This window comes from Pseudomonas sp. RA_5y_Pfl1_P24 (genome assembly GCF_963970945.1).
In the GTDB taxonomy this organism is placed as follows: Bacteria; Pseudomonadota; Gammaproteobacteria; order Pseudomonadales; family Pseudomonadaceae; genus Aquipseudomonas; species Aquipseudomonas tritici.
Genome location: NZ_CAXAOJ010000003.1, coordinates 24,965 through 38,482, shown reverse-complemented (window position 1 = coordinate 38,482; position 13,518 = coordinate 24,965). Strand labels below are relative to the sequence as shown.

Sequence of the window (13,518 nt, the reverse complement as noted above, 5' to 3'; positions counted from 1 at the left end):
TTCGTTGGAGGCCGGAACTTTTTATAACGAGCAGGTGGGGTGATAAGGTGTGCGCCTTCGTGAACACATTTTTCATAGGCCTGGCATGACCGCGACAAGTAACGACCCACTCCACGGCGTGACCCTGCAGCACGTCCTCACCACCCTGGTGGAACACTACGAATGGGAAGGCCTTGCCGAGCGTATTGATATCCGCTGCTTCAAGAGTGACCCGAGCATCAAGTCGAGCCTCACCTTCTTGCGCAAGACGCCTTGGGCGCGGGAGAAAGTCGAAGGGTTGTACGTGAAACTGATGCGCACCAAACGCCCGTTGGATTGAACCCATGAAGCGGTTCGTGGCAGCAGTGGCGCTGGCCGGTTGGGCGGGGCTGGCGATCCAGCAATACCTGATTTTCTATTCGCGCTGGGCGTCCGGCGCCAGCCTGATGGGCGGGTTGATCAACTTTTTCAGCTTCTTCACCGTGCTCACCAACACCCTGGCGGTGGTGGTGTTGAGCTATGCGTGGGTGAGTCGCGATTGCGCTGCGAAGCGGTTTTTCCTCGGGCCCAAGGTCAGCAGCGGCATCGCCGTGAGCATCGTGGTGGTGGGCCTGGCCTATAACCTGTTGCTGCGGCACTTGTGGCAGCCCGAAGGTTTCCAGTTTATCGCTGACGAGTTGCTGCACGACGTGATGCCGGTGCTGTTTTTTGTCTACTGGTGGCGGTATGTGCCCAAGGGCAGCTTGCACGTCAGGCACATTGCGGCGTGGGTGATTTACCCGCTGGTGTATTTTGGCTATGCGCTGCTGCGTGGAGATTTGCTCGGGCAGTATCAGTACCCGTTCATTGACGTGAGCACGTTGGGTTATCCACAGGTGTTTGCGAATGCCGGGGGGATTTTGGCGGGGTTTGTGTTGATTGCGTCGGCAGTGGTGGGCCTGGACAGGTTTCTAAAGCGACCACGGTAAAACTGTGGGCTTGCTCGCGAATGCTGTGTGTCAGTGGATGTATCTGTAACTGATCCAGCGTATTCGCGAGCAAGCCCGCGCACATTTTGACCGCGTCAGGTTTAATTGTCTTCACTGCCCTCGGCGCGCCAGTAGCCCACGGCCTTGAGGTATTCCTCATTGACCTTGTGCGTGTCCAGCAGCACTCGCCGTACTCGGCGCGACAGCTTGGTTTCGGTCGCCACGAAGCTGTACAGTGAACCGCTCGGCAGCGTCAGGTTCTGTACGGTGTCGAGCAGATCGTCCTGGCCACGCACCACCCATTTCACCTGCACATCGGCGGCACTTTGCAGTGCTTGCTGCTCCGCCGCATTGGCGATCTCAATCACGGCCAACACCTTGCGGCCCGCCGGCAGTTCTTCCAGGCGTCGCGCAATGGCAGGCAGGGCGGTTTCATCGCCGATCAACAAGTAGCTGTCGAAAATATCCGGCACGATCATCGAGCCCCGTGGCCCGCCGATGTACAGGTGTTGGCCGACCTGCACCTGCTCGGCCCAGGTGGAGGCAGGGCCATCGCCGTGCAGCACGAAGTCGATATCCAGCTCGCCAATACTCAGGTCGAAACGCCGTGGCGTGTAGTCGCGCATGGCCGGTTGCGGGCCATCACCCTTGATGCTGAAGCCCGGGCTTTCCAGCGCGGCCTGTTCAGCGGCGTTCTGCGGGAACAGCAGCTTGATGTGATCGTCGCTGCCCAGGCTCACAAATCCCGCCAGTTCAGGGCCGCCGAGGGTGACACGGCGCATGCGTGGGGTGATATCGACCACCCGCAATACGTCCAGGCGACGGCGTTTGATGTCGTGGGTAACGCGGTGGATGACTTGCGTATTCATTGGTCTTTCCCGTCGGCAATGGCTTGGGCGGTGCGATTGAGCAGCGCCGCGACACGAACGATTTCTTCCGGGCTCCAGCGCCCGTGGTGCGAATGCAAGGCATGACGCAGGTTGTGCACCGCCTCGTGGATTTCCGGCGGGCGGTCATGACCACGCAGTGAACGCTTGCTGACGTCGATGCGCATACGCACGCCGTCCAGGGCGACCGCTTGCTCGCTTAAGAAGAGACGACCGGCGTCGGTGATTGTGTAGCGCTTTTTTCCGCCATCGGCGTCGCCCTGGATCAAATCGCTTTCTTCCAGAAAGGTCAGGGTCGGGTAAATCACACCCGGGCTGGGTGTGTAGGCGCCGTCAAACAGGCTTTCAATCTGGCGAATAAGGTCATAACCGTGGCACGGCTGTTCGGCGATCAGTGCCGGCAGCAGCAATTTCAAGTCGCCGGGCGCAAATACCCGAGGGCCACGACCGCGGCCGGCGCGTGGGTCAAAACCGTCACGTTGGTGAGGATGGTCTCGCATGGTAGGAGCCTCTGTGTGTGTCTAGATATAACGTAAGATATATCTTGTGGTCGTGGCAAGGGCTCCAGACGGACGGTCAGCCACACCTGCGTCCCAGCGGTCTTCTGCTCACCGCTACTTGAAACATGTAATAGCAGAACGACTCGACTCAATAGAAAGTGGGTGGGGACGCGTAAAGGCTGTTGTTTTTTAGTTGTTGTAATACTAGTCTTACGGAACTGATCCGCAGTAAATTATTATCATTTTTCCGCGTGTAGTCTGTTTCTTACGGGTAATTTTAAAGTTTTGGCAAAATGCCATAATTTTCCCATGTGTCATGGTGTGACTCGGCTACGCAACTAAGCGAATCAGACGGCTTACTTAGCATTTATTGCTGTGGATACTTGCCTGGCGTTGAACAAGTCCCCGACTTGCAATGCAATTAGTTGGAAAGTTAAACGCTTCCAACGCCTCTAAGAACCCTTTTTTTAGATGACAGGTATTCAGCATGTTCAAGAAATTCGCCGTAGCGGCACCTCTCGTCGCCGTCGCCATGTCCGCCACCACGGCTTTTGCGGTCGACGATGCGCGTTCGTCCATCAACATCACGGCCAATATCCCTACCAAGCAGTTTCACGCTCAGCCGCGTGACCCTAACTTCGGTAAGGATGAAACCATGAACTACAACCCTGTCAGCGGTGAACTGAGTTCCCTGCGGGCAACTTTCGATGTCAAGAACACCGACGGTTCGGTTCACGCCTACATCGAAGGCGGCCCGACCGCGGCTGCGTTGTACAACGGCTCGGACAACATCGCGCTGACCAACACCTTCAACGGCGTCACCCTGACGGCCACCCCTCAGGAAGTGGTTGATGATCCTCAATCCACCCCAGGCACCCAAGCTGATCTGGTCGTCACTCCGGCCAAGCCGCTGGACACTCAGAACGGCCTCTACACCTCCAACTACACCGTGATCTTCGACGCCGTACCGCGTTGATGTGAGCCTGTGGTTCACCCCGTGAACGCGATGATTGCGGGGGTTTTAATAGACAGGCCGGCAGCTTCCTTCCCGAACGCCGGCCTGGTTTAACAGTCCCGACTGTCCGTACTGACGAGTATTCCGTCCATGTTTCCGATGACGCCACTGATGGGCGCGCTCGCGTTATTGCTGTGCGCCAATGCCCTGGCTGCACCGACAGTTCCCGGTACAACACCGGGTAGCTTGTTATCACAGTCCAAGGGACTGCCTGAAGAGTTTGAGCAACACTTTTTCGATGTGCCACTGGCGGTGCGCGTAGAACTCGATCAACAGTTTCTCGGCGAAGCCATGATTGTATTGGGTCGCGATGACCGTATTACCTTACTTGAGTTTACTGACCGGGGCGACAGTCAACTGTCTGCCGCTGTCAGTGCCACTTGGGAGCAACGCCTTAAAGACGGCATGCCCTTGGGCGGCTGCGAACAAAGTTGCCCGTCGCAATTGTTAGCGGTGCACTACAGTCTGGAAAACTCGCTGGTCTCGATCCTCACGGAAAACGTCGAGCGCAACGCGCAGATGAAGCAGTTTTACGATCAGCCGGAAGCCGGCAGCCTGGGCATGATTTTAAATAACCAATTCAACCTCACCGGTGGCCAGGACGAGTCAGTCGGCGGCCGCTATGGCCTTGAGGCCAGTTCCAGCATTGGCAACTGGAGCCAGGCGATGAACCTGCAGTTGTCCCGCGTCGGTGGGGTGGACACCACGCTCTACCACGCCATGCACGAGCTTTACACCCAGCGCGAACTGGAAGGCAATTTCGTCCGCCTGGGCTACTTCACCCCTGGCTCCAACGGGCTCACCCGGCAGATCCGTTCATTCGGCGCCAACCCCGACACCGCCGTGGGTGTGATGTACGGCAGCTCCGACAGCCTGCTCATCAACAACCCCAAGCCCAGCGTCTACCCGGTGTACGTCACCGCCAGCCGCCAGGCATCGGTGGAAATCTACCGCGCCGGCCTGTTGATCAACACCCAGCCCGTCGCTGCCGGCTTGCAGACCCTCGACACCCGGCCCTTGCCGGGTGGTATCTACGAGGTGGAGGTGCGCCTGATCGAAGACGGTTTCACCACCTCCACCACCCAGGAGTTGATCTACAAGCCCAACAACTGGCGCAACGCTGATGAACGCTGGCGCTACAACACTTTCATCGGCCAGGAAACCAAACTGCTGAGCAACTGGGACGAGCAGTCGAGTCGCTTCATGACCTATGGCGCCGGGATTAACTACCTCGCGCATCCTCGGGTGATTCTCGGCCTGTCCACGCGCAAGGTGCGGGAAAAAATGCAGTACGGCACGTCCATCGACTGGACGCTCGCCAACAGCCTCAGCCTGTATGCCAACGTCTACCAGACCCAGGACCACGGCACCGGCGTCGATCTGCAAACCCTCTACAGCTATGGCCAGGGCAGTGTGGTGTTCAGCCACAACCGCAGTTGGCTCGACACCACGCGCACCTACGAGCTGCTGCCGGACGGCACGCGCCTCCGACAGCGCAACGTGTTTATCGGCCAGACCAGCAACTCGTCGCTGTCCCTCAACCATCGCCTCAGCAACAAAAGTTCGATCAACTCGCGGCTGTCCTACAGCCAGGGCAACATCGAAGGCACGGGCGTGGACGTGGGCTGGACCCAGCGCGGTACGTTCCTGGGCAGCGATGCCAACTGGCGTTTGTCGCTGTTCGACCGGCCCGCCACCTCAGCCACCGGTGACAACCGCAACCGCGGCGTCGACCTCAGCGTCAGCGTGGCCTTGGGTTCGCCGGGCGAGCAGTGGTCCGCCAGCATCGGCTCGCGTACCGCGCGTGACGGTGGTCGCGACAATAACGGCTCGCTGACCTACACCAAGACCCTTGACGATCACCTGCTGCAAAGCGTGTCCGGCACCGCGATTGCCGACACCTATGGCGTGGGTTTGTCGGGGCGCGCCAGCTTCCAGAGCGACGAACTCTATGGCGACACCTACGTGCAGCGCTCGTCGTTCAACGGGCGCCTGTCAGGTGGCTTGAACCTCAGCAGCACGGTCGCGGTGGGCGGCAGCAAAGCCGTGCTCAGCAGCCAGCAGCAACGCGGTGGCGCAGGCATGATCGTCGACGTGGAAACCGACCTCGAAGACATCACCCTGCGCGCCGATGACTTGACCGGCGGCAGTTCACGCCTGCGGCCAGGGCGCAACTTTGTGCCGATCACCGCTTACAAGAGCAGCACCCTCGCGTTCGACTTTGACGGCAACCATCCACCGGCCGCCAATATCCAGCCGGCGCGTACCCAATACCACCTGAACAAGGGCGGCGTGGAGTACCGCAAGATCAGCGTGATGCGCACCGTCACGGTATTGGGGCGCCTGGTCGACGGGCAGGGCTCTCCCCTCAAGGGCCACCACGTGATCAACCACGCCAGCCGTGCGGTCAGCGAAGTGGACGGTTTCTTCTCGATGGAAATGAACGCCGGCGCGCCGACCCTGGAAGTGCGCTACGCCAACCAGTTGCGGTGCCAGTTCAGGCTCGACCCAAGCAAGGCGCGTCAGGAAAGCGATGTGCTGATGATCGGGGATTTGCGGTGCACGCCGGATACGTTGGCTGATATCGCCCTGACTGACCGAGCTGCGGGCTGATCACCTTTTTATGCAACGGCCTGAAACGGTCCTAGACAACCGTCTTCTCGCGATAAACCTGAGGTTGAGTAAATGAAACGTGTGTTGATGCTATACGCCTTATCGCTGTTTTCCCTTGAGGCCCTGGCCGGCCCGCAGATCAATGTGGGGGTGGTGTACGACTACCTCGACAGCGATAAAAGTACCTACATGAAACGGGTGTTCAACGGCGGCACCTCCACTGCCTTCGTCAAGGTCAACATCCTTGAGATGATCTATAACGACGACGGCAGCTACCGCGAAGTGCCGCTGCAAAACCAGCCGGGCGCCGCTGCGCGCGAAGGGCTGATGGCGAGCCCTGCACGCTTGATCGTGCCGGCCAACGGCACACAGGGCACGCGCTTGCTGTTCCTGGGCAACCGCGACAAGGAGCGCTATTTCCGCGTGCGCTTTGTGCCGGTGGTGCCGCAGTCTGACGATGACTTTGCCGTCACCGATGAAGAGCGCGACGAGTATCAGCAAAGCCTCGCGGCGGGTGTCAGGGTTTTGGCCGGCTACGGCACGGTGTTTTTCGTACGGCCCAAGGTCACCCGGTTCGACACGGCGATCCAGGACAACGCCACGCGATACACCCTGAGCAACAACGGCAACAGTGTGGTGGTGATCGACGAGTTCAAGGACTGCTCGGCCGAGTCCGCGCAAGAGTGCCGGCCGACCCTGCGTCACCACATCCGTGCCGGGCGTTCGTATGGCTTCGACAAGCAACCGGGTCGCGAATACCGCTTTAGCCTGATCGAAGGCGACGAGACCAGAAAAATCGAGGTCAAGGGGTAAACCTATGTACAAGCTCCTGGCCCTGGCCATGTTAGTCATCGTCCTTGGGATGACGGGGTCGCGGATTCACGCCGCCGTTGAGCGCGAGACGTTTGAAGTGTCTGTGACCATTCCGACGGCCGACTTTTATGTGCTGCCGGTCGACCCGCAACTGGTGCAGCGCGACCAGAAGCTGGTCTACAACCCGGTGAGTTCCCAGTTGGCCACCTTGCGCGCGCCGTTCGATGTGAAAAATATCGCTGGGGCCATTGGTGCGCGGCTGGACCAGGAGGCGTACCTGTCCAACGGCACCGAGCGCGTTGACCTGCGCGTGACCTTCAATGACGTGGAATTGGGGTTGGACCAGACCGAGGTGGTGTCCACCGCCCAAGCGCGGCCCGGCACACGCGTGAGCCTGGAAATCGCCGCCATCAAACCGGACGACGATTACCGGCCCGGCCATTACTACGGCACCGTGCACATGGTGTTCGATGCAATTGCGCCCTGATCGACTGGAGATTTATTGATGAATGTATTGAGTGGGCGCTGGATTGCGATGCTCGGATTTTTTTTGTGGACGGCGCATGCCCAGGCGCTCGTGCAGGAAATGACGGCTGAGTTTCGCCCTGACCCGTCTAATCCGATGATCAATCGGTTTAAAAATACCACGCCGGAAAGTGGCATTTGTCCTTGGCATATTCCAGAGCGTTGCAAGCAATTAGGTATCTTCAGTATTCGGACCACGGCGATTCAGTTCAACTCCAGTGGCCCAATCCTGGGCAATCACACAGACCCGCGCAAAGGCGCGATGTTCAAGGTGCCCACCGAATGGCGCGACCTGCAGGTGACCAATACGGTGACAGCAAAAACCGAATTGCTGCAGGTCAGAATTGCTGGCATTGGGGGTAAGTACGTGTTGCCCGTTGCTGACCGCTGGCTTTGGCTTTATGGCACTCTTGGATGGAAGATCGCCCGAAGTCCTTGCGTGTCCACAGACTACGCGATTGGCAACGATCGCTATTTGTTGTGGTCGTGGATCACACCCGTTGGCATCGGTGCCTGCGCGATGCCTGCGGCCAAGGACATTTCAACCCTGTTTTACGAAACGTTCGAGTATTCGTACGAATTGAAAACCCCCAACCCCTTGCAAATGGATGCCGGCCAATACATTGGTAGCACGACCTACACCATCGGGCCGGGTGCGGATTTTGACTTCGGCGACATCATGATCCCCACCGACAACGTGCTGACCTTCAACTTCACCCTGGATGTGGATCACCACCTCAAAGTCGAAGTCCCCCCTGGCGGCAACCGCATCCAGCTTGAACCCCAGGGCGGCTGGCAAGCCTGGCTGCAGAACGGCCGTAGGCCCAGCCGGCTGTTCCGCGACCAGACCGTCAACCTGTGGGCCAGCTCGCACTTCAAGATGACCCTGGAATGCCCGGAACCCATGGGCAACAGCTGCAGCCTGCGTAACGCTGCCGGTCATCAGGTACCGCTGGACGTCGCCGTCAGTTTGCCGCATGGCCTTGTCGACGCTGCCGGGCGCCCGGTCAACCGCTTGCCCCTGCGCCTGGACGGCAGCGGTACTGAACTGTTCCGGCCGATAAACTACATCAACCGCAAACCCAGTACTTTGCACTTTGAAGTCAAGGCCGACGCCGTGGCCGAAATGCTTGAACAGGCCGGGAGTACCTACAGCGGCGTAGTCACCGTGGTGTGGGATTCGCAGGCCTAGCGTTTCCCGTGGCGAGCGGGCCTGTTGTGTCACGCGGGCGCGCCCGCTCGCCACGGCGCTCAATAGTTAGTGCGCTTGCTGTGGCGTGCCCCGGCCGCTTTCGTAGTCGTTCAGGCGATGCAAGGCGTTGCGGGTCAGTTGGTGGGCAAGGTCGGTTTCACTGATTTGGTCATCCGTGAAGCCGCCTGCGAGCAGACGTTCGTACGTTTCGGTGGTCATTGGCTTGCCCGTGAGGACCACGTCGTGGGGCACGTTCAGCGCATCCGCCAACGTCAGCAGGTGTTGCTTGAGCGTGGGTTGCTCTTCAGGGGGCCGCGATTGGCCTTTGGCCCATTGATCTTGCGCGTCTCGCAGTTCGTCCAGTGGGCCGATCAACTCATAGCCGCGGTCCAGGCTAGCGGCGAATTGCTCGGCATGCCGGGCATGCAAATACTCAACCCAGAACGGCTGATCGAGCATGCCCGCCGCCAGTCCGTCCCCGGCCTCTTGAGCGATCACGTGGTTGTACGCCGTTTCAAGACTGGGTTCATCCACCTGCGCCGTCATGCGGTAGGTCATGTGCTCGGCGATCCAGGGCAAGTCGAGGCGTCGTTTGAGCCCGGTGTGGTAGGCCAGGTACACCTCCACCTCATCCACCGTTCCCGGCACACCGTCGATAACGTCAGTGGTAAAGCGCAACCCGTGTCCGCCTTCTTCGAGCGCAGTGATGCGCAAGCGGATAGCGGCTTGCGCCACTTTGTTCAGGCGATCCAGGCGTGTTTTACCCCTGGCCAGGTGGGACAGTTTCAAGTCCCGATCGAGGCCGAGCAGATCACGGTTGATCTCGACGAGCAGCACCTCGTAGCCCATGGCATTGAATACATGTGCGCCGGCATCGGCGCAGGTCAACGGGTTGCTGGCCATGAGAAACAGTCGCAAGCGCAGCGCCTCATCGCCTTGCATCGCCAACAGCATGCGCCAGACCTTTGAGGTCAGTTCGCGGCGACCCTGTGCAAACATCGCTTCATCGTTGGGGTCCTCGAAATACGCCGACGGTTCAAGACTCTTGATCACCTCAAAGAACCCCTGCGAGCCGTGTTCCTCTTCGAGTTCCTGCCACAGTTGCCGCAGCCAGGGGCTGTGTTCAGGCGTTTCGAGTTCAAGCCAATAAGCCGCGTCGCCTTTCGGCGGATAGAGGCGGAACGGGTCCAGCCCTGCCTCGATCCGGTAGCTCACCAGTCGTTTCTCGGCGTCAGTGGTCAGGTGGTTGCGATCCAGGCGCACCCGCGCCACCAGTTCGGCCTCGGGCTGCCAGGGCAGAAATGCCGGCACGTCGATAATTGCCGTGTGTTGTATATCGAGAAAAAAATGCGCCGGGCTCCGCCTTGGAAACAGCCCTTGCGGCCATTCGCTGATCGCCGTGTTGCGCAGGCACAGCCAGCGCAGGCCAGGCAGTTGCGAAAGGTTTGGCGCTACAGTCAGGTTGCGGTTGTCCGCCAGGGACAAGCGCCGCAGACGCCGCATGCCGCTGAGCTTGGCTAGACCGTGCGCCTCCCACTGAATCGGCGTGCGATCCAGGTTCAGGGTTGTCAGGCTGCGCATTCCGGTCAGCGCATCAGGCAAGCGCGTCAATCCATTGCCGGAAAGGTCCAGGTTGTGCAGCCGTGGAAACACGCTGAGAAAGTGCGTATCGCTGTCGGTCAGTTCGGCGTCGATCAAATCCAGATGCAAGATATGTTCAAAGCGGGTACGCAGGCGCAGGTCGCTCAGCAGCCCTGACAGCTCAACCCCATTGAGGATCAAGCCGAAACCGTCCGGGTCGGGGTCAATGTTCTGTTCCCAGGTGCGCAGCAGCGCCGTGGCCAATTCTTGCTTTCTGCGGCCCATGTGCGGGTGTTCCAGTGCCGGCGCGGCGTCCAGCCAATTATTCAGGTCTTCCTCCAGGCGGGTTTTTTCCAGCGCTCGCGCCTCGAAAAGATCGCGTTGCACCGGGTCATCGAGGCCCAGCAGATAAGTCTCGATCACGATCTGCGGCGCAAAAGGGTAGAGCGCCTTGACCCGACCCCTCAACGACGTGGGAAACAGTTCGCACATCCATTGACCCATCCGGTGCATCGGTTTTTGCGTCAGCACCAGCGCATCCCTGGGCGCGTTCGCGGGCTTACCGGCCGGTTCAAACAGGCTGCGCCGTTGCTGCGGCGTTTGAATGCGGTCCATCAGCCAGCGCTTGAGCGTCGTCCCCTCGTTAAGCTTCAGGGCGGCGCTTGTGTCGACGGGCAACGCCAGTAGCAGCGCGTCAAAAAAATCATTCGTTTGTTGCAGCGCGTGCTGACGCTCGTCGTACAACTGATAGCCGCCATCGTGCGCGACCAGCACCCGCGTGCGGCGTGCACCCTGCGGCCCGGCACTCGCGCGCAGAGTGCCCTGCAGGTGTTGCTGGCGCACTTCGATTCGACAATCACCCAGCGCATCGCTGTTGACGCGCAGGGTATTGAGGCTCATCTGTTCGGTATCGGCGCCGAACAGTTCGGGTTCGTGCAAGCCCTGAAAGGCATGGGCGGCGCGTGCCTGCCACTGCCATTCGCGGGCGAGATTTTTCAAGCGCAGAGGCAGGCGTTGTTCTTCGCGCAGGCGCCTCAACTCCGCCGGGCGGGCGTGGTCGAGCACACTTTGCAACAGGCTTTTGGGCAGGTCCGGCATGGCTTGACGCACCCGCAACGCGGTTTCATCGTGCAGATCTTCGCTGTTGCGATACAGGTAGTCGAACACCGCACCATGACGGCGCTCGAGGTTGTCGGCGAGGCGCTCACGCAGTGCCTGGATGCGCGCCGGGCGCTGCTCCGGCAACTCGCCGAGCAGCGCACTCAGTTGTGTGTCGTCGAGCACGTCTAGCAGGCGCTCCGGCAACGTGCCTTGGTTAAGGGCCTCCTGGCTGATGGCAAGTACCTCGCCGGCGTCCGGCTCACCGAAGCGTAAGCAAGCGCCGCTGAGGTCGGCGTTTTCATACACGTCGATCGCCACATCGGCCGGCCAACCCTGCAGCTCACGGGCCAGGTGCGGGCTCCAGTAAGTGTCCTGGTCCACCGGTTTGCCCTCACGCAAGCGCTGCACCATGTCGCGGGTGTCCTGGCTCAGACGCACGCGTTTGACGGTGTCGTCCAACAACGGTGCGCGCAGGTGCTCTGACTGCACGGCGCGCAATACGCCATGGTCGACACCGCTGATGCTGCGGATGTGCGCCTGTTGCTCGTCGCTGAACGGCCCCAGTTGGCGCCACAGTTGTTGGTCACTCCAGGCTTGCGGCTGGTCGAGGTACTGCAGGGGCGGCGCATAGGCGTCCGGGCGGCTGGCGTGCTGGACCCGGTAGGTGGCCTCAGGCGCATCCAGGGCGACGGCATAGTGTTGGCCATCCACCGGCAACAAGCTGCGGTCATTGTGCTGGAGTAGGCCGCGCTCATCCGGCGTCAAGTCGGCGGGCAGGTCCAGTCGCGGTTGCGCGTAGGGCTTTGGATCAGGGTTCCACAACTGCGTTTTGCCGTTGAAGCTGATCGGCTTGAGCTGGTTGACGAAGGCCGACTGTGCAAAGTGTCCGGCCACGCCGAAGGCACCCAGTTGCACCACCTGGCTGACCACGCCAATCAGATGGCCGGCGGCTTCGCGGGCCTGGCCCTCCGCGAGGTCCACCACACCTTCGACCACCTCATCGAGCAATTGATAGGCGGTATAGGCCAGTGTCAGCTCGCCCAGCAACGGCACGAACGGCGTGATCACCAGCAGCGCCGCATTGAATACTTCTTCGAGCAATTGACTGAAATTGTCCCACCAACTCCAGCGAGCACGGCTGTCGGCGTAGGCGGTAGCCACCGCCAGTTCGCGACCGTCGTTGAGTATTTTATTCAGCATCGATTGGTAGCGGTGCTGCCACAAATCGCCATTGATGAGGCTTGCCTCGAAACGCGGGTGCTGTTGCAGCGCACTGAAAAAGCGCCCGCGCTGCTGCTGATCGACGAACTGGCTGAAGAACACCGTGTAGCCCGTATCCTTCAGCTTCGCTTGCAAGTCATCCATCAGCGCGACGGTGCTGACGTACTGCTTTATCGGGGTTTTGGGCTCGTGGGGGATGTACATCACGATGGGGACGAGGGTCGTGGCTGCAAGCAGATCAGGCGCAATCAGCAGGATGCCGGTCAGTTGCGTGTCCTGTATGCGCAGTTGATAAAACTGCATCACGCCGCGCTCGCCGGCTACGGCGCGCTGCACCAGGTGAAAGGTCGCCGCGTCGAGCTCACCGGTATGCAGCGCCAGGTGCGCCGCCGCGTTCAAGGCGGCTTTCTGGCTGGCGATGACCTCAGCTTGCAAGGCGTCCTGGTCTGCCTGGGCAGGCGGCAGCAGGTAACGCTGCAGATGCCGCTGGTACTGCGCACCCAGGTCCAGCTCGCGGCACAGCGTCACGAACTGCGCGATGCTCATGCGGTCTTTCAGCGGCGTGATCATGAAGTGCCCGCGCGCATCAGGCCGGGTGATGTAGCTGGAATCGGTACTGAACACCTCGCTCCTGGCGAAGTTGTGCAGCGCGGCGTCCAGCAGGGACACGCTGCGGCTGGTCGTGCCCTTGAGCCAGGTGCCTTTTTCGCTGTGCAAGAACAGGTAGACGGCCTTGACGTTGAGGTGCAGCGCGTAGCGTTGCTTCAGTGCATCGCTGAGCAAGGGTTCGGCGAAGGCGTGCAGGTCGAGCACTGCGCCCAGACGTTTGTCGACGCTGTTCTGTGCACGCCAGGCGTGCGCGTTGGCACGTTTGAGCGGTGCTTGAGGCGTGTCGGCCAGCCGATGGAAGGTCGTCAGCGCCACCATCGACGCGCCTTGCAGACGCTGGGCGCGCGGCCAGGCGGTGCTGCGCAGCCAGTCGGGAAGGTTGAGTGTGATCACAGCGTCAGGTGTGACAGGCATGGCGGATGACCTCGAGTGCGATTTAAGGTCATCAGCCTAAGGACCCGGTGCGGGCCTTGGGGTTACATAGTTAGCGCGTTTCGCCTGGGCTTCACAGACG

Annotated in this window: 10 protein-coding genes; 7 read left to right on the top strand and 3 right to left on the bottom strand. The window is 60.4% G+C overall.

Annotated elements, in window-relative coordinates; genetic code table 11:
* Positions 1 to 85 precede the first annotated feature (85 nt).
* Positions 86 to 319 carry a VF530 family protein gene (locus AACY30_RS04830; protein ID WP_012722427.1) on the top strand — a complete coding sequence of 78 codons (234 nt, stop codon included), beginning with the start codon at positions 86 to 88 and terminating at the stop codon, positions 317 to 319.
* A 4-nt stretch (positions 320 to 323) separates the two neighbouring features.
* On the top strand, positions 324 to 947 hold the full coding sequence (locus AACY30_RS04825) for a Pr6Pr family membrane protein (RefSeq protein WP_339468646.1): 624 nt from the start codon (positions 324 to 326) through the stop codon (positions 945 to 947).
* 101 nt (positions 948 to 1,048) lie between these two features.
* Here AACY30_RS04825 and AACY30_RS04820 read toward each other — a convergent pair whose 3' ends face one another.
* On the bottom strand, positions 1,049 to 1,816 hold the full coding sequence (locus tag AACY30_RS04820) for a siderophore-interacting protein (protein WP_339468648.1): 768 nt from the start codon (positions 1,814 to 1,816) through the stop codon (positions 1,049 to 1,051).
* Complete coding sequence (locus tag AACY30_RS04815; protein ID WP_049709805.1) at positions 1,813 to 2,334, bottom strand: PadR family transcriptional regulator; 522 nt, start codon at positions 2,332 to 2,334, stop codon at positions 1,813 to 1,815. Before AACY30_RS04815 ends, AACY30_RS04820 begins: the two co-directional genes overlap by 4 nt.
* A 487-nt stretch (positions 2,335 to 2,821) precedes the next feature.
* On the opposite strand from AACY30_RS04815, the gene AACY30_RS04810 reads away from it, so the two are divergent.
* The 5 genes from AACY30_RS04810 to AACY30_RS04790 all read left to right on the top strand — a co-directional run bounded on the left by AACY30_RS04810 (position 2,822) and on the right by AACY30_RS04790 (position 8,492).
* Entirely contained in the window at positions 2,822 to 3,310 is a 489-nt protein-coding gene (locus AACY30_RS04810; protein ID WP_339435855.1) for a CS1 type fimbrial major subunit, read from the top strand.
* 129 nt (positions 3,311 to 3,439) lie between these two features.
* A complete protein-coding gene (locus AACY30_RS04805; RefSeq protein WP_339468650.1) occupies positions 3,440 to 5,962 on the top strand; it encodes a CS1-pili formation C-terminal domain-containing protein in 2,523 nt (840 codons plus the stop codon).
* Positions 5,963 to 6,034: 72 nt separating this feature from the next.
* Positions 6,035 to 6,775: a molecular chaperone gene (locus tag AACY30_RS04800; protein ID WP_339468652.1), complete on the top strand. Its 741-nt coding sequence runs from the start codon at positions 6,035 to 6,037 to the stop codon at positions 6,773 to 6,775.
* Between the two features lie 4 nt (positions 6,776 to 6,779).
* Positions 6,780 to 7,262 carry a CS1 type fimbrial major subunit gene (locus AACY30_RS04795; RefSeq protein WP_339468653.1) on the top strand — a complete coding sequence of 161 codons (483 nt, stop codon included), beginning with the start codon at positions 6,780 to 6,782 and terminating at the stop codon, positions 7,260 to 7,262.
* 18 nt (positions 7,263 to 7,280) lie between these two features.
* Positions 7,281 to 8,492 carry a hypothetical protein gene (locus AACY30_RS04790; RefSeq protein ID WP_339468654.1) on the top strand — a complete coding sequence of 404 codons (1,212 nt, stop codon included), beginning with the start codon at positions 7,281 to 7,283 and terminating at the stop codon, positions 8,490 to 8,492.
* A gap of 66 nt (positions 8,493 to 8,558) precedes the next feature.
* On the opposite strand, the gene AACY30_RS04785 is transcribed toward AACY30_RS04790, so the two are convergent.
* Positions 8,559 to 13,418 carry an NEL-type E3 ubiquitin ligase domain-containing protein gene (locus AACY30_RS04785; protein ID WP_339468655.1) on the bottom strand — a complete coding sequence of 1,620 codons (4,860 nt, stop codon included), beginning with the start codon at positions 13,416 to 13,418 and terminating at the stop codon, positions 8,559 to 8,561.
* Positions 13,419 to 13,518 lie beyond the last annotated feature (100 nt).

Bases quoted from the DNA above. Each gene is read 5' to 3' on its own strand.
- AACY30_RS04830 (WP_012722427.1), top strand. From the start codon at position 86: ATGACCGCGACAAGTAACGACCCACTCCACGGCGTGACCCTGCAGCAC.
- AACY30_RS04825 (WP_339468646.1), top strand. From the start codon at position 324: ATGAAGCGGTTCGTGGCAGCAGTGGCGCTGGCCGGTTGGGCGGGGCTG.
- AACY30_RS04820 (WP_339468648.1), bottom strand. From the start codon at position 1,816: ATGAATACGCAAGTCATCCACCGCGTTACCCACGACATCAAACGCCGT.
- AACY30_RS04815 (WP_049709805.1), bottom strand. From the start codon at position 2,334: ATGCGAGACCATCCTCACCAACGTGACGGTTTTGACCCACGCGCCGGC.
- AACY30_RS04810 (WP_339435855.1), top strand. From the start codon at position 2,822: ATGTTCAAGAAATTCGCCGTAGCGGCACCTCTCGTCGCCGTCGCCATG.
- AACY30_RS04805 (WP_339468650.1), top strand. From the start codon at position 3,440: ATGTTTCCGATGACGCCACTGATGGGCGCGCTCGCGTTATTGCTGTGC.
- AACY30_RS04800 (WP_339468652.1), top strand. From the start codon at position 6,035: ATGAAACGTGTGTTGATGCTATACGCCTTATCGCTGTTTTCCCTTGAG.
- AACY30_RS04795 (WP_339468653.1), top strand. From the start codon at position 6,780: ATGTACAAGCTCCTGGCCCTGGCCATGTTAGTCATCGTCCTTGGGATG.
- AACY30_RS04790 (WP_339468654.1), top strand. From the start codon at position 7,281: ATGAATGTATTGAGTGGGCGCTGGATTGCGATGCTCGGATTTTTTTTG.
- AACY30_RS04785 (WP_339468655.1), bottom strand. From the start codon at position 13,418: ATGCCTGTCACACCTGACGCTGTGATCACACTCAACCTTCCCGACTGG.